This window comes from Streptomyces sp. NPDC001493 (assembly GCF_053597235.1).
In genome coordinates, this window is the sequence record NZ_JBSFHV010000001.1 from 393,007 (window position 1) to 411,661 (window position 18,655).

Annotated in this window: 19 protein-coding genes; 8 read left to right on the forward strand and 11 right to left on the reverse strand. The window is 73.5% G+C overall.

Translation table 11 applies throughout. The features are described 5' to 3' along the window. Positions 1-132: 132 nt before the first annotated feature. Entirely contained in the window at positions 133-864 is a 732-nt protein-coding gene (locus ACWCWD_RS01610) for a DUF6215 domain-containing protein (protein ID WP_450769348.1), read from the forward strand. An 83-nt stretch (positions 865-947) separates the two neighbouring features. Here ACWCWD_RS01610 and ACWCWD_RS01615 read toward each other — a convergent pair whose 3' ends face one another. The 3 genes from ACWCWD_RS01615 to ACWCWD_RS01625 form a co-directional block, all read right to left on the reverse strand. Next, entirely contained in the window at positions 948-1,721 is a 774-nt protein-coding gene (locus ACWCWD_RS01615) for a phosphatase PAP2 family protein (RefSeq protein ID WP_450769350.1), read from the reverse strand. A gap of 97 nt (positions 1,722-1,818) precedes the next feature. Beyond that, positions 1,819-2,772: a YihY/virulence factor BrkB family protein gene (locus ACWCWD_RS01620; protein ID WP_450769352.1), complete on the reverse strand. Its 954-nt coding sequence runs from the start codon at positions 2,770-2,772 to the stop codon at positions 1,819-1,821. Further along, on the reverse strand, positions 2,772-4,520 hold the full coding sequence (locus ACWCWD_RS01625; RefSeq protein ID WP_450769354.1) for a diacylglycerol kinase family protein: 1,749 nt from the start codon (positions 4,518-4,520) through the stop codon (positions 2,772-2,774). The genes ACWCWD_RS01620 and ACWCWD_RS01625 overlap by 1 nt, the downstream gene beginning before the upstream one ends. 241 nt (positions 4,521-4,761) lie before the next feature. Here ACWCWD_RS01625 and ACWCWD_RS01630 point away from each other — a divergent pair, with 241 nt between their 5' ends. Then, the gene (locus ACWCWD_RS01630; RefSeq protein ID WP_450769356.1) at positions 4,762-5,250 is read left to right on the forward strand and encodes a phosphatase domain-containing protein; all 489 of its coding nucleotides are present in this window, start codon (positions 4,762-4,764) and stop codon (positions 5,248-5,250) included. Here ACWCWD_RS01630 and ACWCWD_RS01635 read toward each other — a convergent pair. Together ACWCWD_RS01635 and ACWCWD_RS01640 are read right to left on the reverse strand one after the other, a co-directional pair. Then, complete coding sequence (locus tag ACWCWD_RS01635; protein WP_450769357.1) at positions 5,174-6,535, reverse strand: hypothetical protein; 1,362 nt, start codon at positions 6,533-6,535, stop codon at positions 5,174-5,176. The two genes, ACWCWD_RS01630 and ACWCWD_RS01635, sit on opposite strands and share 77 nt — an antisense overlap. Positions 6,536-6,819: 284 nt before the next feature. Then, the gene (locus ACWCWD_RS01640) at positions 6,820-7,035 is read right to left on the reverse strand and encodes a dodecin (RefSeq protein WP_386887158.1); all 216 of its coding nucleotides are present in this window, start codon (positions 7,033-7,035) and stop codon (positions 6,820-6,822) included. 203 nt (positions 7,036-7,238) lie between these two features. On the opposite strand from ACWCWD_RS01640, the gene ACWCWD_RS01645 reads away from it, so the two are divergent. The 3 genes from ACWCWD_RS01645 to ACWCWD_RS01655 all read left to right on the forward strand — a co-directional run bounded on the left by ACWCWD_RS01645 (position 7,239) and on the right by ACWCWD_RS01655 (position 10,512). Then, on the forward strand, positions 7,239-8,498 hold the full coding sequence (locus ACWCWD_RS01645) for an extracellular solute-binding protein (protein ID WP_450769359.1): 1,260 nt from the start codon (positions 7,239-7,241) through the stop codon (positions 8,496-8,498). A 212-nt stretch (positions 8,499-8,710) separates the two neighbouring features. Then, positions 8,711-9,601 carry a GNAT family N-acetyltransferase gene (locus ACWCWD_RS01650; RefSeq protein WP_450769361.1) on the forward strand — a complete coding sequence of 297 codons (891 nt, stop codon included), beginning with the start codon at positions 8,711-8,713 and terminating at the stop codon, positions 9,599-9,601. Further along, positions 9,598-10,512: a lysophospholipid acyltransferase family protein gene (locus ACWCWD_RS01655; protein WP_450769363.1), complete on the forward strand. Its 915-nt coding sequence runs from the start codon at positions 9,598-9,600 to the stop codon at positions 10,510-10,512. The genes ACWCWD_RS01650 and ACWCWD_RS01655 overlap by 4 nt, the downstream gene beginning before the upstream one ends. Here the strand turns inward: ACWCWD_RS01655 and egtD are convergent. From egtD to egtA, 4 genes are read right to left on the reverse strand one after another with little or no spacing between them, the layout of a single operon-like run. Next, complete coding sequence (gene egtD / locus ACWCWD_RS01660) at positions 10,455-11,417, reverse strand: L-histidine N(alpha)-methyltransferase (protein WP_450769365.1); 963 nt, start codon at positions 11,415-11,417, stop codon at positions 10,455-10,457. The genes ACWCWD_RS01655 and egtD overlap by 58 nt on opposite strands. Further along, a complete protein-coding gene (gene egtC, locus ACWCWD_RS01665; protein ID WP_450769367.1) occupies positions 11,414-12,169 on the reverse strand; it encodes an ergothioneine biosynthesis protein EgtC in 756 nt (251 codons plus the stop codon). Before egtC ends, egtD begins: the two co-directional genes overlap by 4 nt. Further along, entirely contained in the window at positions 12,169-13,515 is a 1,347-nt protein-coding gene (gene egtB / locus ACWCWD_RS01670) for an ergothioneine biosynthesis protein EgtB (protein WP_450769369.1), read from the reverse strand. The genes egtC and egtB overlap by 1 nt, the downstream gene beginning before the upstream one ends. Further along, positions 13,512-14,864 (reverse strand): ergothioneine biosynthesis glutamate--cysteine ligase EgtA, encoded by a 1,353-nt coding sequence (gene egtA / locus ACWCWD_RS01675; protein WP_450769370.1) that lies wholly within the window; start codon positions 14,862-14,864, stop codon positions 13,512-13,514. Before egtA ends, egtB begins: the two co-directional genes overlap by 4 nt. Before the next feature lie 156 nt (positions 14,865-15,020). Here egtA and ACWCWD_RS01680 point away from each other — a divergent pair, with 156 nt between their 5' ends. Next, positions 15,021-15,917, forward strand: coding sequence for a TIGR02452 family protein (locus tag ACWCWD_RS01680; RefSeq protein WP_450769372.1), 897 nt, complete (start codon positions 15,021-15,023; stop codon positions 15,915-15,917). On the opposite strand, the gene ACWCWD_RS01685 is transcribed toward ACWCWD_RS01680, so the two are convergent. Continuing rightward, positions 15,902-16,369 (reverse strand): type II toxin-antitoxin system PemK/MazF family toxin, encoded by a 468-nt coding sequence (locus ACWCWD_RS01685; RefSeq protein ID WP_450769374.1) that lies wholly within the window; start codon positions 16,367-16,369, stop codon positions 15,902-15,904. The genes ACWCWD_RS01680 and ACWCWD_RS01685 overlap by 16 nt on opposite strands. Positions 16,370-16,602: 233 nt before the next feature. Here ACWCWD_RS01685 and ACWCWD_RS01690 point away from each other — a divergent pair, with 233 nt between their 5' ends. Together ACWCWD_RS01690 and ACWCWD_RS01695 are read left to right on the forward strand one after the other, a co-directional pair. Continuing rightward, positions 16,603-17,625 carry a LacI family DNA-binding transcriptional regulator gene (locus tag ACWCWD_RS01690; protein ID WP_450769375.1) on the forward strand — a complete coding sequence of 341 codons (1,023 nt, stop codon included), beginning with the start codon at positions 16,603-16,605 and terminating at the stop codon, positions 17,623-17,625. 51 nt (positions 17,626-17,676) lie between these two features. Next, the gene (locus ACWCWD_RS01695; protein WP_450769377.1) at positions 17,677-18,024 is read left to right on the forward strand and encodes a hypothetical protein; all 348 of its coding nucleotides are present in this window, start codon (positions 17,677-17,679) and stop codon (positions 18,022-18,024) included. 138 nt (positions 18,025-18,162) lie between these two features. Here the strand turns inward: ACWCWD_RS01695 and trxA are convergent, their stop codons facing one another. Then, complete coding sequence (gene trxA, locus ACWCWD_RS01700; RefSeq protein ID WP_450769379.1) at positions 18,163-18,552, reverse strand: thioredoxin; 390 nt, start codon at positions 18,550-18,552, stop codon at positions 18,163-18,165. Positions 18,553-18,655 lie beyond the last annotated feature (103 nt).

Genomic DNA, 18,655 nt, shown 5'->3' on the forward strand with positions numbered 1-18,655 from the left:
CGGCGGGCCTCCGCGAACGCGGAGAAAGATCAATCGCGTTGTGGGGAGCGCCAGGAACGGGCTAAATTCCCCCGGGCGCGTGCCCGGGGGGAACAGCAGTAAGGGGTGGGGGACTTGGACGGACGTACTGGCTTGCCCGAAAGAGGTACGAACCCGTGGGGGCAGGCAGTCTCCGCGGTGGTGCTCGTGGGGATGCTCGGCGGCGGGCTGTGGGCGATCGGCGAGACCGCGAACACGGGTACGGACACCGAAGCCCGCCCGGCCACCTGTTCCCCGGACGAGAACGGCCGAAGAGGGGAGGACACGACCCCGAAAAAGGACGGTGACGCGCTCCTCGCCGTCTCCGGGTTCCAGCTGTGTTCCGCGCTGAACCGGCCCGACCTGGCCGAACTGCTCGACGCCACCGGTGGGATCGCGCAGAGCGCCAGCGGAAGTGGCGGCCTCGTGCAGTCGTCCGCGAGCAAGGACGAGGGGACCGAAGGCCCCTCGGCCCGGGTCGAACTCGGCCCGTACACCGTGACGCTCGCGGTGAGCCACGACGGACTTCCGGCGGCGGCGTTGGTCACCCTCCTGGGGGACACCGCCCAGCAGCGGACGGTTCTCGGACGCCCGGCGGTCCTCTACTCGGACCGGACCATCAGCCTCAGCTTCCGCCTCGACGGCAGCGACGCCCGGAGCGCCCCCGGAGTCCCGTCCCGCGTTCTCTCCGTCGACGCGGAGCACGGCGGCGACTCCGTGGAAGTGGCGATGTGGCGCGAGGACGGCTGGGAGCCGGACGAGGCGACCCTCCTCCGGGTCGCCGAGGCGGTGCTGCCCACGATCCCGGGGTGGACGGCCGGAGCAGAGGTGCGGGACAGCCCGTAGAGCGTGTGTCGAGAGTCCCACCTGCCCGGGAAGCCCTCCACCGGAACCTCGGCGGCGGGCCTCCCGCGTGAGCCGGCAGAGTGTCAGGCATCCTGGCGCTCCGGCTCCGCGCCGGTCAGCTCGGGCTCCAGACCCTCGCCGAGTTCGGTCCGCCGGCGGCCCACGTCGCTGCGCCACGCCTCGAAGGCCCAGGCGGTGAGCGCGGCCACCGCCGCCCCGAGCAGCCACCCGCCGACCACGTCGCTGAACCAGTGGACGCCGAGCGCGACCCGGGTGAACCCCACCCCGACCACGGACAGGGCCGCCACGCCCCAGCACAGCGCGTGCCAGGCGCGCGGCACGACCGGCAGCAGGACCAGCAGCAGGACCGCGAAGGAGGTGGTCGCGGTCATCGCGTGCCCGGAGGGGAACGAGAAGCCCGGCGCGTGCGCCACCGGGTCCTCCAGGGACGGCCGGGCGCGCTCCACCACGGTCTTGACGAGCAGCCCGACCAGCCCTCCGCCGACCGCCGTCACGGCGGCCCAGGACGCCAGCCGCCAGGCCCGCTTCCACAGCAGCCAGACCGTCAGCAGCGCCACCGCGGCCCGCAGGGTGGTCGGGTCCCACACCCAGTCGGAGAGGAACCGCAGGGTGCTGGTCCACTCGGGGTGGCCGAGGGCCGTCCGGTTCAGCCGCAGGGCGGCCGAGGCGTCGAGCCGGCGCAGCGGCTGCCAGTGCCCCTCCACGAGGACGAGCAGCAGGGCGAAGGGGACCGCTGCCACGGCGGCGACCGCGACGGCCCCGAGCAGCCGGCCGCCGAATCTCCGGTCGGCCCGGCGGCTGTCGCGGAGACGGCGGGCGGTGGTGCGTACGGGCATTCGGGCTCCCGGGTCCGGGGTGGATCGGTTCGGTTCGGTCGGATCAGGGGTCTCAGGCCCCCGGGTCCGGGCTGGTTCGGTTCGGTCCGGCGGTGCCTCAGGCCCCCGGGTCGGGCTGGATCGGTCCGGGCCGCCGGGCCCGCACCGCTTCGAGCTGCGCGGCGAAGGACAGCCCGAGGAAGAGGGCGATCGAGGTCAGATAGGCCCACAACAGCAGGGACATGAAGGCGCTGAGGGGACCGTAGACGGTGTCGAACGACCCGCTGAACGCGAGGTACTTGCTCAGCAGCCAGGTCAGCGCCGTCCAGAGCACCAGGTAGACGGCCGCCCCGAACGCCAGCCAGGTGTAACCGGGTTGCTTCCGCCGGGGCGCTCGGCGGAATATCGCGCTGGCGGAGATCAGGGCGAGGATCACCCCCAGCGGCCACCGCAGCAGGTCCCAGGCGGTCCGGGCACCGTCGCCGAGGTGGTAGACGGTGGTCGCGGCGGCCACGAGGTCACCGCCCGCCACCATCAGCAGCGAGCCGATGCCGAGCGGGATGCCCGCGCTGAGGGACATGACGAGCCCGCGCAGGTACTTCCGGTGGAAGACCCGGTCGCGTTCGACCCCGTAGATCCGGTTCGCGCCCCGCTCCACCTGGCACATCGCGGTGGTGGTGTTGACCATGGAGAAGGCGAGTCCGAACCAGAGGGCCAGGCGGGCGCCGATGCCCGTCTGGTGTCGGCTCTGGTCCAGCGCCTCGTCGACGACGTCTGCGCTGGGGCCCGCGCTGATCCGGTGGATCGTCAGTTCGGCGAGCCGGCCGATGTTCTCGGTGTGCATCTCCGCGGAGAGACCGACGAACGCGATGACCAGCGGTATCACCGCCAGCACCGTCTGCAGGGCGAGAGCCCGGGAGTGGCTGAACCCGTCGGAGTAGCGGAAGCGGACGAAGGAGTCGCGCACGAGCTGCCAACTGCCGTACCGGCGCAGGGTGGCCAGCGCCTCGTCGGCGGAGAGCTCGTCGCCCGTCATGTCGCGGGTCTGCGGGACCCGGGTCGCCGTACCCATCACGCGCCCCCGGCGGGGACGAGGACGGTCAGTGCCCCGGGCACGACCTCGGCGGTGAGCCGGAGACCGGCGCCCACCGGGTCGCCGTCCATCTCGCGGGGCTGCGGCGACGCGAAGCGGAGTTCGGCACGGCGGAAGGTGAAGAACTCGACGGGACCCCCGTCCCCGCCGCCCTCCGGGCCCTTGGCCGAGGACGGGCGCAGCAGCACCCGCAGGGCGCGCAGCCAGCCGCCCGGGCCGTGCGGATCGTAGAGCGCGAGGTCCAGCAGGCCGTCGTCCGGCCGCGCGGCGGGTACGAGGGCGGTGCCGCCCTGCACCGTACCGATGTTGGCGAGGAGCACCATCCGCACGCTCCGGCGCAGCTCCGGGCCGTCGTCCAGACGGAGCGTCAGCCGGGTGCGGGGGGACCGCAGTTCACGTATCCCCGCCACCACGTAGGCGGGCCAGCCCACCGCGGACTTGGCGCGCTCCGAGGTGTGCTCCAGCATCGCCGCGTCCAGGCCCGCCCCCGACATGGCCGTGAAGTGGGTCGCCGGAACGCCGTCGCCCTCCAGCCGGCCCAGGTCGAGCCGGTGCGGGGTACCGCTCAGCGCCGCGTGCAGGGCCTTCGCGGGGTCCAGCGGCAGGCCGAGGTGGCGGGCGAGCAGATTGCCGGTGCCGCAGGGGACGACCGCCAGCGCGACGCCCGTACCCGCGAGGACGTCGGCCACCGTACGGACGGTCCCGTCGCCGCCGCACACCACGACCAGCCCCGCGCCCTCCCGCACCGCGTCCGCCGCCTGCCCGGCGCCCGGGTCCTCGGCCGTCGTCTCCGCGAAGACCGGTGCGCCGCGCCCGTGCTGGGCCAGCACGAGACGCAGGGTGTCCCGGACCGCGGGGCCGGTGACCGTGGGGTTGACGATGACGACGGTGTGCCCGGTGGTCCCGGTGGTCCGCCGATCGGGCTGCTCGGTACGGGACTCGGCCGCGGCCACCGCGACGTCGGCCGCACCGGCGGGTACGGGGGCCGCCGCGTAGTCGTCCGCGAGGACGGCCCGGCCCACGATCAGCAGGGAGAGGCAGCCGTTCAGCAGGCCGCCCACCACGTCGGTGGGGTGGTGCATGCCCCGGTAGAGCCGGGCGACCCCGACGAGCAGCGGGATCAGCAGGAAGACGACGCCCAGGACCTTCCGCCAGGGGCCGCGCACCCGGGAGAGCACCAGGACGGCGAGTCCCCCGTAGAGCGCGGTGGCCGCCCCGGTGTGCCCGGAGGTGTAACTGGAGGTCGGCGGCGAGGCGTCCAGGCGTTCCACGTCCGGGCGGGTCCGGTCGACGGACTCCGTGATGACGAGGAAGACCAGTGCCTGGAGGGACACGGCGGTCGCGAGGAAGACGGTCTCCCGCCACCTCGGCAGGCGGGGTATGAGGATCAGCCCCACGCAGACCAGCAGGGTGATGCCGACCACCGTGGAGGTGTTGCCCGCGCCGGACCCGATGAGCGAGGCGGAGGTGAGCGCGTGCGTACGTATGCGCTCGAAGCCCTCGTTCACCTCGTCCTCGACGGTCAGCGGCCACCAGTCCCGCGCCGGGCCGGTGATCAGCAGGCCGAGGCCCGTCAGCAGTCCCGCCTGGCAGACTGTCAGCGCACCGACGCGTACGGCGGCGCGACCGATACCGCTGGTCAGGGCGGGGGAGCGGCCGGGACGGGAGACGTCCGGGCGCTGCTCGTCGTCGACTCCGGCCCGTCTCGCCGGCAGGGCAGTCGGCATGGAACCCCCACGTGTCCGTGCTCGTGTTCTCGGATCCGGGCGGCGAGTGCGGCCCGGCAAAGCGGCGTATGCCCTGGAAACGGGGCGGCAGACCTCGGCTCTGCCCGGCGGAGCCGTACCGGCGGGGGCGGGACGGCCTTGACGGGACGATTCTTGGTAGCCGCAGGGGGCGGGACGGGGCTGAGGTCCGCGTGCGCGGGCCGGTACGACCCGGACCGGACGGGGGGCCTACTGTGGAGGGATGACCGACGACGCCAGGCCCTTTGCCGTATTCGACCTGGACGGCACGCTCTCGGACAGCGCCCACCGGCAGCACTTCCTCGAAGGCGCCCGCAAGGACTGGTCCGCGTTCTTCGCCGCCGCCGTCGACGACCCGCCGCTCGCCGAGGGGATCAGCCTCGCCGTGCGGAGCGCCGACGAATGCGAGGTCGTCTACCTGACCGGACGCCCGGAGCGCTGCCGCAAGGACACCCTCGACTGGATCTCCCTGCACGGGCTCCCCGAGGGGCCGCTGCACATGCGGCGCAACGACGACCGCCGGCCCGCCCGCCGCACCAAGCTGGAGGTGCTGAAGAGGCTGGGCCGGGCGCGCGGGATCCGGATGCTCGTGGACGACGACGAACTGGTCTGCGACGACGCCGAGGCGGCCGGTTTCACCGTGGTGAGGGCCCGCTGGGCCGAGTCGTCCCAGGCGTTGAAGGACGCCCAGGAGCGTCAGGGGCGTACGTGAGCGCACGCCGGGTGGCGAGTGCCGCCGCGAGGAGGGCCTCGTCGCGTGCCGTCTCCGCGTCCTCGGTGGTGTCGTTCACCGGGATGCGGGTGCGCCGGTCGATCAGGGCGGTCACCGCCGGCAGCGCGGACCGCGCCGCATCGCCCATCAGGGCGAGCGCGGCCAGATACTCCTCACCATGGATGTAGTCGTCCAGCAGCGGCGTCATGATGCCCAGCAGCCGGGACAGGGTCGACGGCCCCGCGTGGCGCAGCCACAGCGGGGCACAGGCCGCCTGCATGCGTCCCGGCCACCGGAACGTGAGGTTGTAGAGCTGCGCCGCCTGCCGGAACGAGAGCGGACCGGCGTCCAGCAGGGCGCCGAAGATCTCCGGAGCGGCGGAGAGCCGGCCCACGCCCACCGGGAGCGCCGCGAGCGTCTCGGCGGCCGACTCGGCGCTGTACGACTTCCGCTCGCCGCGGCAGGACTTCACCCGTGGCGGGAACCCGCGCGCCGACAGCAGGGCGCCGTGCCTGCGCCGGGCCGCCTCCGAGAGCGAAGCCGTGGTCAGGGCCCGCGAGAACGCCGGGGAGAGGGGTTCCGCGCCGTACCGGGCCAGTGACGGCACCAGTTCGACCGGTGCCGCCCGCCAGGCGTGGCAGGCGGCTTGCGCGAGATCGGCGCCGACGTCCCGGGTCGCCGGATCGGCCAGGAGGCGTTCGACGAGGACGTACGCGTGCCGCTCGCGTCCCAGCCTCCTCAGCACCGAGCCCCACGAGGTGCCCAGGTCGGGCAGTTCCGGGGCCGCTTCCCGTACGTCCGCCGACAGCGCGGCGTCCAGAGCCGGCCATTCCTCCTCGGGCGCCCTCCGCAGGGTCTCCAGATGGGCCAGGAAACGGACGGACGGCTGGGGGTCGGTGCGCCTGGCGGCCACGGAACCGCGGAGCGCGAGAGCCAGGGCGGTGCGTACCTCGGGGGCGATCGGCGGGTCGGCCGAGCCGTCCAGAGCGCCGAGCGCCAGGCCGGGGCGTCCGGCACGGACGAGGAGCGGGGCCGCCACCAGCCGTACGGCCGCGGCGGGGTCGGTGAGGCCGTACAGGGCCGCCGCCGCGGCCTCGGGCCAGGGTCCGCCGCCGCCGAGGCAGAGGCTGTGGAGGAGATCCAGCGCCGCGCGCCGTACCGCCGGGTCCTCGGCGTGGGCGAGGTGCAGCAGCCGTCCGGCCTCCGGGCCGGCCCGGTCCGCGGTCACCGCGGACCAGAGCGCGGCACGGGACGGGTGGCCCGCGATCGCGGCGGTGCCGGTCATGACGGCTTCGTCGAGCCACCTCATCGAGCGGGGCGGTGGCCGCCCTTCCGTGCGGGAGAGAACATCATGCGTCGGATCATCGCAGAGGACGCACCGGGGCGGGGCGTATTTACGGAGCGGACCGGACGAGGGTGCGGGACTGCCCGGATGTCGCGGGCGAAGGACTTGTCGAACCGCGCCGGGTCGGGGCGGTGCGTTTCGCCTTGCGGCGTGCCGTGCCGAGCCGTGCCGTGCCGTGCCGTGCCGTCCCGGATCGTGCCCGTGGCGTTTCGGATCGTTCCGTGTCAGGAGGGTCCGTCGAGCCGGAAACCGACCTTGAGCGTCACCTGGTAGTGCCCGATCCGGCCGTCCTCGATGTGTCCGCGCGCTTCCTTGATCTCGAACCAGTCGAGATTGCGCAACGTTTCCGACGCTCGGGCGATGCCGTTGCGGATCGCCGCGTCGATGCCCTCCTCGGAGGTTCCTACGATCTCGGTGACCCGATAGGTGTGATTGGACATCGTATGTCTCCCTTCGTGTCTCCACGGTGCCTTACTCCTGGGTGGCGCGCGAGGGAGCGGTCGGCCTCGCCCGGGTGAAGGACGGCCCTTGACCTGCTGAATGGTCCATACCAAAATCCAGCCACACACCCGTGCGAGCACCGCCCGCGTCCCCCCACACCGGGTCAAGATCCCATCGTGCTGATTCGCAGAAGGTGACGCTCGTGAAGAACCGGATTCTCGCCGGAGCCATCGCACTCGTCTCGTCCGTCGCTCTCGGAGGATGCGGTTACCTGTCCCCCTCCGGCGCGGGGGACACCACCGTGACGGTCTGGCTGATGAAGGGCAGTGCCTCCACCGAATTCCTGGACAAGTTCACCGCGGAGTACGAGAAGGAACACGATTCTGTCGAACTGGAGTTCAAGTTCCAGGAGTGGGGCGGTATCGGCCCCAAGGTGCTGACCGCGCTCAAGGGCAAGGGCAAGGACTCCCCGGACGTCATCGAGGTCGGCAACACCCAGGTCGCCCAGTACGCGGAGAGCGGCGGCCTGCGCGATCTCACCCTGGAGGCCATGCGCGATCTCGGCAGCGAGGACTGGCTGCCGGGCCTCGCCGACCCGGGCAGCATCAACGGAGTGCAGTACGGAATCCCCTGGTACGCGGCCAACCGGGTGGTCATCTACAACAAGGACCTCTTCGCGCAGGCGGGGATCGACACCCCGCCGAAGAACCGCGAGCAGTGGATCGCCGACACCGAACGCCTGGACGCGGACGGGAACCAGGGCATCTACCTCGCGGGGCAGAACTGGTACGTCCTCGCCGGATTCATCTGGGACGAGGGCGGCGAACTCGCCGAAGGGGACGACGGCGACTGGACCGGCACCCTGGACAGCCCCGAGGCGCTCAGGGGCATGGAGTTCTACAAGAAGCTCCAGGCGCTCGGTGCCGGTCCGAAGGACGCCGACGAGGAGAACCCGCCGCAGACCGACGTGTTCGCCCGCGGCAACGTCGCCCAGATCATCTCCACCCCGGGCAGTGCCGCGCTCATCGAGCAGGCCAACCCCGAACTCAAGGGGAAACTCGGCTACTTCCCGATACCCGGCAAGACCACGAAGAAGCCCGGCGCGGTGTTCACCGGCGGCTCCGACCTGATCGTCCCGGAGAAGGCGGCGCACCGCAGTGCCGGCGTCAAGGTGGTGGAGGCGCTGGCGAGCGAGAAGTGGCAGCGCGAACTCGCCCTGGCCATGAGCTACGTCCCCAACAAGCCGAAGCTCGCGGGCGCCATCGAGAACCAGGAAGGCACCGCCGCGATGGCGAAGGGAGCCGCCCAGGGACGGGCCACCCCCAACTCCGCCCAGTGGGCGGAGGTCGAGGCCGAGAACCCCATCAAGCCGTACATGACCGCGGTGCTGGAGGGACGCGACCCGGCCGAGGAGGCGAAGAAGGCCTCCGAGCGCATCAGTTCCCTCCTCGCCGGCAGCTGACGCCCGTACCCGACCGCCGGGGCCGCAGGGACCGGTGGGGGACGGGGGAACGGCGGGCCCGGGCCGCACCCCGGGATTAAGCCGTCGCACATCCGCACGCTCCATGGCGGCCACGCCGAATCCAGCCGGACGCGGAAGAAGTAGGGGGCCGGACCTTCGCCGCCGCGCGGGGGTCCGGCGGCCGCCCTTGCTGATCCGTCCCGGAGACTGCCATGACCGCCCTGCCCATCGCCCCACCGGTACGCCCCGTCTCTGAAGTGCCGGCCCCCGCCCGGCCCGCCGCCCCCTCGGGCCAGCCCCGGCCCGCCGCCCCCTCGGGCCAGTCCCGGCCCGCCGCCCCCACGGGCCAGTCCCAGCCACCCGCCTACCACCTCTCCCTCGCCGCGGGCCCCGAGGACGTGCGTGCCGCCCAGCGGCTGCGGCACCAGGTGTTCGCCGGGGAGCTCGGCGCCCGGCTCGACGGGCCCGAACCCGGCCTCGACGGCGACGAGTTCGACGCCTTCTGCGACCACCTGCTGGTGAAGGAGACCGCCACCGGCGACGTCGTCGCCACCTACCGGGTGCTGCCACCCCAGCGCGCCCGCGCCGCCGGACGCCTCTACTCGGAGAGCGAGTTCGACCTCACCCGGCTCGCCCCTCTGCGCGACGACCTCGTCGAAGTGGGCCGCTCCTGTGTCCACCCCGCGCACCGCGACGGCGCCGTCATCGCCCTCATCTGGGCCGGCCTCGCCCGCTACATGGAGCGCACCGGCCACAACTGGCTGGCCGGATGCTGCTCGCTCCCCCTGGGCGACGGCGGCATCCAGGCCGCCCGCAGCTGGGAGACCGTACGCACCAAGCACCTGGCCCCCGAGGAGTACCGGGTCACCCCGCGCCGCCTCTGGTCCGGCACCCCGGGCGTCCCCGGCCCGCGACCGGCGGCCGGGGCCCGTGCCGACCTGCCGCCGCTGCTCCGCGGCTACCTCCGCCTCGGCGCCTGGGTGTGCGGATCGCCCGCGTACGACCCGGACTTCGACTGCGCCGACCTCTATATACTCCTCTCCATGCGCCGCACCGACCCCCGCTACCTGCGGCACTTCCTCTCCATGGCGCCTCTGCGATGAACGCCTGGTTCCCCGTCTCCCCGTGCACACCGGGGGCCTGCACCGGCCACCACGGAGCGGTCCGCCCCGTCCTGCCCGCGGTGGCACGGCTGGTGGCGGGCAGTCTGCTCGCGCTCGGCGGCGCCGCGTGCACACCCCTCGCGGCGGCGCTCACGCAGCCGGTCCGCGACCGGCTGGTCCGCCGCTGGTCCCGGACCGTCCTGCACACCTTCGGGGTGCGCACCCGGGTCACCGGCAACCCGGGCGGCGGGAGCGGCGGGGAGCCAGGCGCCGGAGGGGCAGGCGATGGACCGGCCGTCGTCAGGAGCGGCGGGGAACTGGTCGTCGCCAACCACATCTCCTGGCTCGACATACCGCTCGTCGCCGCCGCCCTCCCCGCGCGGATGCTCGGCAAGTCCGAGATACGGCAGTGGCCGCTGCTCGGCGCCCTCGCCGCACGGGGCGGCACCCTCTTCATCGACCGGGACAGCCTGCGGGCTCTCCCCGCGTCGGTGGGCGCCGTCGCCGACGCGCTGCGCGCCGGCGACCGGGTGGTGGCCTTCCCGGAGGGCTCCACCCGGTGCGGCGGCGGCCCGCCGGGCGCCTTCCGCCACGCGGTCTTCCAGGCGGCCGTCGACGCGGGCGCGACGGTGCGACCGGCCCGGATCGCCTACCGCGTCGAGCCCGCCCCCGCAGGGGCCGGCGACCACGCCGCCCACCTCCCGGCCCGCGCCGTCGCGTTCGTCGGCGACGACCCGCTCCACGCCTCGCTGTGGAGGGTGGTGCGGGCCGCCGGAGTGACCGCCGAGATCACCCTCCTGCCGCCGCTCCCGGCGGACGGGGCGGGCGACCGCAGGACGCTCGCCCGCCTCGCTCAGACGGCCGTCGCCAGCGACACCGCGAACCTGCCCGCCGTGTCCGTCCACCACTGATCGAGCCGCAGCCCCGCCGCGCCGAGCTCCTCGCGCACCCGGTCCTGACGGAACTTCGCCGACACCTCCGTACGCAGCTCCTCGCCCTCCTCGAACGACACCACGAGATCCAGCTCATGGATCTTCACCGTGAGAGCCGAACGCGCCCGCAGCCGCATCTCGATCCACTCGGCGTCCGCGTCCCAGCGCGCGACGTGGTCGAAGGCGGCGGGGTCGAAGTCCGCGTCCAGCGCCCGGTTGACGACCTCCAGGACGTTCTTGTTGAACGCGGCGGTGACCCCCGACGCGTCGTCGTACGCCGCGACCAGCGTCTCCGGCTCCTTCACCAGGTCCGTACCGAGCAGCAGCGCGTCGCCGGGGGAGAGGATCGAGCGGACCGAACGCAGGAACGTGGCCCGCTCCTCCGGCAGCAGGTTGCCGATCGTGCCGCCCAGGAACGCCACCAGCCGGGGGCCCGGGGTTCCCGGCAGCGCGAGGCCGCCGGTGAAGTCCGCGATCAGCGCGTGCACGTTCAGCTCGGGACGCTCGGCGAGCAGCGCCTCAGCGGCGCCGGTCAGCGCGCTCTCGCTCACGTCCACGGGGACGTAACTGTGCAGCAGCGGAAGGGCGTCGAGCAGATGGCGGGTCTTCTCCGAGGAGCCCGAGCCCAGTTCGATCAGGGTCCGGGCGCCCGAGGCGGCGGCGATGTCCGCCGCGTGCGCCACCAGGATCTCCCGCTCCGCGCGGGTCGGGTAGTACTCGGGCAGCCGGGTGATCTCCTCGAACAGCTCGCTGCCCCGCGCGTCGTAGAACCACTTCGGCGGCAGTGTCTTGGGGCGCCGGGACAGGCCGGCGAGCACATCGGCGCGGAGCGATGCCTCCGTGGCGTCCACCGGCAGGGTGCGGGTCAGCAGGAAGGGACTCAACGGGGGGTCTCCTTGAGCGGGGTGGGCAGGACTTCGTCGACGGTCGCCACCAGCAGGGTGCGGTCCGGCACCTCGTGCCAGGCCGGATCGTCGTCGTACGGCTCCGAGGCCACCACCGTGCGGAGGCCGGGCCGGTGCAGATACCAGAGGCTGTCGCCCCAGGCGGTCGCCACGACGGTCGTCCCGTCGCCGACCAGCAGATTGAGACGCGAACCGGGCGCGGACCGCGCCACGTCCAGGACGGTGTCGGCGACGGCCTGCGGGAGGTCGTCGCCCTCCTCGACACGGCGGCGGACCAGCGCCCACAGCAGCGCCGAGTCGCAGCGCGCGTCCAGGGAGAGCAGGACGGACGCGGGCAGCGCGGACGCGACCGGCGCGAGGGAGCCGGGCCACCCGAGCACGGCGCCGTTGTGGCTGAACAGCAGCGGGCCCGCCTTGAACGGGGCGGCCGCCGCCTCCCCGTCCGCACCCGACTCGGTGGCGTCCCGCACGGCCGCGAGGAACGCCCCGCTGCGGACCACCCGGGCGAGTTCCTGGAACGTCTCGTCGCCCCAGACCGGGACGGCCCTGCGGTAGCGGCCCGGCACCGGGTCGCCGGGCGCGTACCACCCCACCCCGAACCCGTCCGCGTTGACCGTGCCGTTGCGCTGCCGGCGCGGCGCCCAGGACTGCCGTACGAGCGAGAACTCCGGCGCCACCAGCACCTCGCCCAGCGCCACCGGAGGCCCAAGATAGGCGAGGTGACGGCACATCAGACATCCCTGGCGGTACGGAAACCGGAGAAGATCTGGCGGCGCACCGGCAGGTCCCAGTTCCGGAACGTGCCCCGGCAGGCGACCGGGTCCACCGCGAACGAACCGCCCCGCAGCACCTTGTGCTCCGGACCGAAGAAGACCTCCGAGTACTCGCGGTACGGAAAAGCCACGAACCCCGGATAGGGCAGGAAGTCGCTGGCCGTCCACTCCCACACGTCACCGATCAACTGGCGCACCCCGGCGGCCGACTGCCCGGCCGGGTAGGCGCCGGCGGCGGCCGGACGCAGATGGCGCTGACCGAGGTTCGCCCGCTCCGGCGTGGGGTCGGCGTCGCCCCAGGGGTAGCGCAGCGAGCGCCCGGCCGTGGCGTCGTGGCGGGCCGCCTTCTCCCACTCGGCCTCGGTCGGCAGCCGCCGGCCGGCCCAGCGGGCGTAGGCGTCCGCCTCGTACCAGCTGACGTGCAGCACCGGCTCGTCGTCCGGTACGGGCTCGGTCACCCCGAACCGCCGCCTCAGCCACTGACCCGCCTCGCGGTGCCAGAACAGCGGTGCGGTGAGCTCGTGTTCGCGGACCATCGCCCAGCCCGCCGGATGCCACCAGCGCTCCTGGGCGTACCCGCCGTCCTCGATGAACCGCTGGTACGCCCCGCAGGTGACCGGGGTGGTGTCCAGGAAGAACGCGGCCACCTCCCGCCGGTGCGCCGGGCGTTCGTTGTCCAGCGCCCAGGGCTCGGTGGACGTGCCCATGGTGAACGGCCCGCCGGGGACGAGCACTTCGTGCGGGAGGCGTACGGAGTCCTGGGCGCGGGGCGGCTCGGGGGCGGTCAGTGCGGCCGGGCCGGAACGCAGCTGATGGGTGATCAGCATGGTCTCGTCGTGCTGCTGTTCGTGCTGGGCGATCATGCCGAACGCGAACCCGGCGCGCTCCAGCGGGCGCCCGCCCCCGTGCAGCGGGGCGCTCTCCAGGATCTCCAGCACCCGGCCGCGTACGTCCGAGGCGTACGTCCGGGCCTCGGCGGGGGCCAGCAGCGGCAGGGACGGGCGGGCGGACCTCGGGTGCTCGAACGCGTCGTAGAGGCCGTCGATCTCCGGCCGGATCGCATCCCTGCCGCCCACGGCGCGCAGGAGCCACTGCTCCTCCTGGTTGCCGATGTGGGCGAGGTCCCAGACCAGCGGGGACATCAACGGCGAGTGCTGGGCGATGAGTTCGCCGTCGTCGACGCTGTCCGTCAGAACCGAGGTGCGGGCCCTGGCGGCGATCAGGGCGGTCAGGGCCCGGCTGCGGAGAGCCTCGGCGTCGGATTCCGGCGCGAGATGGAAGTTGCTGTCGGACACGGTGGTCATGCCGGGAGGGCCTTTCCGGAGGGAGTGGTCCGGGCGCCGCCCGCCGAGGACCCCTCCACCCACGCGGCGGCGGCCGCGGGGGAGAGGAGGTCGGGCAGGTCGTCGGCCGGACATCGCCCGCGGGCGACGTACCGCTCGGTGAAGTCCGCCACGGTGTCCAGTACCGCGGTGGTGGCACCGATCCGGGGCAGTGCGCCGAGCGCCGCCTCGAAACAGGTGGTGGCCGCGGCCCGCAGCTCCGGATCGGTCAGCCCGTCGCGGGCCGCCGCCCGCCACAACGGATTGCGCGGCGCCGCGTTGGGTCCGGCCGTCTCGGCCAGCGGTTTCACGGTGCGGTACACCGTCTCCGCCGCTTCCGGATCGTCGAACAGCGCGGAGGCGACGGCGAGCGGCACCAGCCAGCCGTCCGCCCCGGACTGGGCGTCGATCATGCGCAGCTCCAGATGGCCGCGTGGCCGGGCCGGCGGGAAGCAGGTGGTCATGTGGTACTCCAGGTCCTCGGCGTCGGGCGGCCGGGGACCACCGCCCCGGATCCACTGGCGGAACGTGAGCCCGTCCGGCACCTCCCAGGGGCCCGTGCCGGTGCGGATGCACATGACGCTGGTGTCCAGTACGTGCGTGGCCCATGCCTCGCGGGGCGGAAGATGCCCCGGGGGAGCCAACGTGCGGTCCGGGTCGAGCGCGGCCCACAGCCCCTGCCGGGTCGATCGCCAGCCGGTCCGCGCTCCCTGCTGGAAGGGTGAGTTGGCGAACGCCGCCACCAGCACCGCGCCCAGCAGATGCGCGAGCTGCCACCGGCGGCCGTAACCCAGCGGGCCCGGCTCCTCCTCGCCCGCGTCGAGGCAGACCTGCACCGACGCGGAGGTGCACATCATCGCCCGCCCGGCCGCGCCCGAACGGTCCAGGGCCGCCTCCATCGCGTCGTAACGCGGCTCCCTCAGCCACCGCCGGGGCGACTGCCAGGGGTCGACGCCCAGCCCCGTCGGGACCAGACCCGACCGGCCCAGCGTGCCGCGTACGGCCGCCAGGTCGGCGGAGACCGCGTCGACGCACGCCATCAGGGATCCGGCGGGCCGCGAACTGAGTTCGAGCTGCCCTCCGGGCTCGAAGGTCAGCGCCGAGTCGAGCGCCAGTGCCCGCACCTCCGCGAAGGCGCCGTCCAGGCGCTCCGGAGTGACCCGCAGGTCAGGATGCGCGGCGTCGTGGATGAGCCATTCGAGTTCCACGCCGACGGTGCGGGGCGGACCCGTCTTGAAACAGATGGCCTGCAGTAAATCCTCCGCCTCGCTCTCGCCGAGAGGCGATCCGTGCGTGCGGGTGCCGGTTCCGGTGGTCGCGTTCGGGGGCATACGTGCCTCCTCTTCCGATGCCTCCCTTCCACCCAAACCCCTGCCGACCGATCGCACAAGGGCGCCCCGCCCCGGCGAAAAGACGTTGCGAGGAGTTCACCCGGCGTCGAACATGTGCGCTATGCACTGTTCGGGGGACCGCTGGGGGGAGCGCTCGTGAGCGCACGGATGCGCGCTCTGGCGCGCGAGACCGAGGCCATCGTCCACGAGGGCCGTTACCGCACGTCCGGCGGTCGTGAGGTCTCCATCGGAGGCCCCACGGCCGCCGCCCTCGCCGGGACCAGGCTGTACGGACCGGGCCCGGTGGCGGTCCCCGTGCTCGACTCCGACCGCGCGACCGCCTTCGAGGTGACGGGCGAGAGCAGCCTGCGGGCCGCCCGCCGGATGAGTGAGGAGGGGCCGGGCCGGATCGCCGTGCTCAGCTACGCCTCGGCCCGCAATCCGGGCGGCGGATACCTGAACGGCGCACGGGCGCAGGAAGAGGACCTCTGCCGCGGTTCCGCGCTCCACGCGACCCTGCTGCGCGCCCCCGAGTACTACGCCCACCACCGTGCGCACCGCAGCGCGTTCTACTCGGACCGGGTCATCCACTCACCCGGTGTCCCGGTCTTCCGCGACGACCGCGGCGCACTGCTCGACACCCCGTACCTCGTGGGCTTCCTCACCTCACCCGCGCCCAACGCGGGCGTGATCCGGCGGCAGACCCCCGACGAGGCGCACCGCGTCCCCACCGCCCTGGCGAGCCGCGCCGAACGGGTGCTGGAGACCGCCGCCGCCTGCGGATACCGCCGGCTCGTCCTGGGCGCCTGGGGCTGCGGGGTCTTCCAGAACAGTCCCGCGCAGGTCGCGGATGCCTTCGGGGGGCTGCTCACGGACGGCGGGCGCTTCGCCGGCCACTTCGACCAGGTCGTCTTCGGCATCCTCGACCGTGCGCCCGCCTCCGCCACCCGAGCGGCGTTCGCCGACCGCTTCCCGGCGAGCGCCGCGCCGGACCCCGGGGACGCTGCGTCGCGTCTCCGGGGTCCGGCGGACCCGGCTCAGCTCCAGCCGTAGCGCTCCCGGAGCCGCTCCACGACGCGCTGGAACCGTTCGAAGTCCAGCGCGCAGGCTTCGCGCCGCATCCCGTCCTCGTGCACCCTGAGCACCCGGTCCAGATCGACCCAGGAGGCCCGGCCCGAGCTGTCCCACGGCCCCGCTCCCAGTGCCACCCACTCCCGGTCCAGATCGTGCTGCTTGCTGGAGAGCTGCACCGCGAGCAGGGTGCCGGCCTGTTCCCGCGCCACGACGAGCACCGGCCGGTCCTTGCCCCGGCCGTCGTTCTCCTCGAACGGCACCCAGGTCCAGACGATCTCACCCGGGTCGGGGTCGCCGTCGCGGTCGGGGGCGTACGAGGTGCGGACCGGGCCCACCTCGCGCGGATCCGCCTCGGCGGTCGCGGAGGGGCCGGTGCGGCCGGGGGAGACGGGGCGGAAGTCGGTCTCGGGCATGCCATTCTGATAAGTCATCAACACACCGTAGGACAATCACTCCCATGGCCCGACATCGGCCGCGGACCGCGACCGGCGGCGCACGGGACGCCGAGCCGAGCCGGGGCGGTAAGGCGGCGCGAAGGCCCTGCGTGGGGCGGCGCGGGAGGCGCACGACGGGAGCGTACGCACGCCCCCGTGCGCGGCCGGAGTGTTTCGGGGTGCCCCGGGACGCGACCCCCTCCGGTACGTCTGCAAGACTGCCCGTCGCCATGAGCCAGTTACCCAAGCAGCCCTCGGAATCTCCCGTCCCCACGAGCGCCGACGTGGCGCGGCTGGCGGGCGTCTCCCGGGCCACCGTGTCGTACGTACTCAACAACAACCCCACCATGCGGATCAGCGAACCCACCCGCCGCCGGGTGCGGGAAGCGGCCCGAGATCTCGGCTACGTGCCCCACGCCGCGGCGAGGAGCCTGCGCGCCGGACACACCCGTATGGTGCTGCTGCCCACCGGGCACCTCCCCGAGGGCCCCCTCTACCGCCACTTCCTGCAGGAACTGCAGGCAGGCCTGCGCGGACTCGACTACACCGTGGTCCAGTACGGCAGCGCCGGCCTGGGCGCGGACGAGGCCGCACGGGCCTGGGCGGAACTCCGCCCCGTGGCCGTCGTCGCACCGGCCGGGCTGGCCCTCACCGCCTACGGCATCGCCGTCCTCCACCGCTCCGGCGCCAAGGCCGTCATCACCCTGGGCCCGCACCCGGTCGAGGGAGCGCACGGCCTGGTACTGGACCAACGCGAGGTCGGCAGCCGCGCCGCGGCCCACCTGCTGGAGCGGGGCTACCGGCGGATCGGCGTGGTCATGCCCGAGGAGAAGGCCACCGTCCCCTTCGCCGTCCCGCGCCTCGAAGGCGTACGGCGGGTGGCGCGACCGGCCGGAGCGCGGATCGAGGAACTCGTCCTGGCGTACGACGAGGGGGCCGCCGCCCGCCTGGCCTCCCGCTGGCGCGACCTCGGCCTGGACTCCGCCTTCGCCTACAACGACGAGTACGCGATGCTGCTGATGCGGGCCTTCCAGGACGCGGGGATCCTGGTGCCCGCCGAGGCCGCCGTGATCGGAGCCGACGACCTGATGCTCGGAAGGCTGCTCCGCCCACGGCTGAGCACCGTACGGATGGCGCTCGCCACCGGACAGCCGCTCGCGGAACTCATCGACCGACTCGTCCAGCACCCCGGCGGCGAACCGGAGCACCACGAACTCCTGCGGGCCGTGGCGGTGCCCCGCGACTCGACCTGACGGCGCGCGCCGGTCCACCGGCCACCGCCGGACAGCCCTTAGCGTCGGCCCATGAGCCATCCGCAGAGCTACGAGATCCTGCTGGTACCCGAGTACGCCGACGCCTCCGGCGCCGACAAACCGGGACCGGTGAAGAGGGGGGAGAACGAACGGGACGACCCACCGCGGCCCGGCAGCGCCATCCGGTCCGGAATCGTGGAGGCCACCGGTGCCACCGGCGCGTCCGGCTACCCCCGGTACGCCGGAGACGGCATCGAGGCCGACATCGACCCGGCCACGCGGACGGTCGAAGCGCTGCTGATCGACGGCGCCGAGATCGACTACGGCCTCTCGGTGCGCGTCGCGGACCGCACCCCCGCACCGGGAGACGGCCCGGCCGCGGGCCAGGCGGGCACCTGAGGCCTCGGCCTCCCGGCGGAAGACCCGCCCGGCGGTCCGGCCACGCACGAGGCCCCGGCCGGAGCACACCGGCACACACCGATGCACTCCACCCGGGGCCTCGAGGGGCGCGCCGCCAGGAGCCTCCGCTCCGGGGCGCTACGCCTGCTTCTGGCCCTGCGCCTGCTGCTTCTTCTGCTCCTCCACCGACTTGCGCACCTCGTCCATGTCGAGGTTCCGCGCCTGCCCGATGATGTCCTCCAGCGCGGCCTCCGGCAGCGCGCCCGGCTGCGCGAACACGGCCACGTTGTCGCGGACGATCATCAGCGTGGGGATCGACCGGATCTCGAAGGCCGCCGCCAGCTCCTGCTGCGCCTCGGTGTCGACCTTCGCGAAGACCAGATCGGGGTGCCGCTCCGACGCGGAGTCGTAGACCGGGGCGAACTGGCGGCAGGGACCGCACCAGGAAGCCCAGAAGTCGATCAGGACGAACTCGTTGTCGCTGACGACCTGGTCGAAGTTGTCCTTGGTGAGCTCTACGGTGCTCATTCTCTGCTACCTCTTCCTGTGCCGGCTTCTCGTCCCGGTGGGGATCTGTCCGGCTCAACCGTGACCATCCGTGCACTATTCCGCCTGCCCCTGTGGCCGTACG

Excerpts from the sequence above, each read along its gene's own strand:
- ACWCWD_RS01615 (WP_450769350.1), bottom strand. The coding sequence starts at position 1,721 with ATGCCCGTACGCACCACCGCCCGCCGTCTCCGCGACAGCCGCCGGGCC.
- ACWCWD_RS01620 (WP_450769352.1), bottom strand. The coding sequence starts at position 2,772 with ATGGGTACGGCGACCCGGGTCCCGCAGACCCGCGACATGACGGGCGAC.
- ACWCWD_RS01625 (WP_450769354.1), bottom strand. The coding sequence starts at position 4,520 with ATGCCGACTGCCCTGCCGGCGAGACGGGCCGGAGTCGACGACGAGCAG.
- ACWCWD_RS01630 (WP_450769356.1), top strand. The coding sequence starts at position 4,762 with ATGACCGACGACGCCAGGCCCTTTGCCGTATTCGACCTGGACGGCACG.
- ACWCWD_RS01635 (WP_450769357.1), bottom strand. The coding sequence starts at position 6,535 with ATGACCGGCACCGCCGCGATCGCGGGCCACCCGTCCCGTGCCGCGCTC.
- ACWCWD_RS01640 (WP_386887158.1), bottom strand. The coding sequence starts at position 7,035 with ATGTCCAATCACACCTATCGGGTCACCGAGATCGTAGGAACCTCCGAG.
- ACWCWD_RS01650 (WP_450769361.1), top strand. The coding sequence starts at position 8,711 with ATGACCGCCCTGCCCATCGCCCCACCGGTACGCCCCGTCTCTGAAGTG.
- ACWCWD_RS01655 (WP_450769363.1), top strand. The coding sequence starts at position 9,598 with ATGAACGCCTGGTTCCCCGTCTCCCCGTGCACACCGGGGGCCTGCACC.
- egtC (WP_450769367.1), bottom strand. The coding sequence starts at position 12,169 with ATGTGCCGTCACCTCGCCTATCTTGGGCCTCCGGTGGCGCTGGGCGAG.
- egtB (WP_450769369.1), bottom strand. The coding sequence starts at position 13,515 with ATGACCACCGTGTCCGACAGCAACTTCCATCTCGCGCCGGAATCCGAC.
- egtA (WP_450769370.1), bottom strand. The coding sequence starts at position 14,864 with ATGCCCCCGAACGCGACCACCGGAACCGGCACCCGCACGCACGGATCG.
- ACWCWD_RS01685 (WP_450769374.1), bottom strand. The coding sequence starts at position 16,369 with ATGACTTATCAGAATGGCATGCCCGAGACCGACTTCCGCCCCGTCTCC.
- ACWCWD_RS01690 (WP_450769375.1), top strand. The coding sequence starts at position 16,603 with ATGAGCCAGTTACCCAAGCAGCCCTCGGAATCTCCCGTCCCCACGAGC.
- ACWCWD_RS01695 (WP_450769377.1), top strand. The coding sequence starts at position 17,677 with ATGAGCCATCCGCAGAGCTACGAGATCCTGCTGGTACCCGAGTACGCC.
- trxA (WP_450769379.1), bottom strand. The coding sequence starts at position 18,552 with ATGAGCACCGTAGAGCTCACCAAGGACAACTTCGACCAGGTCGTCAGC.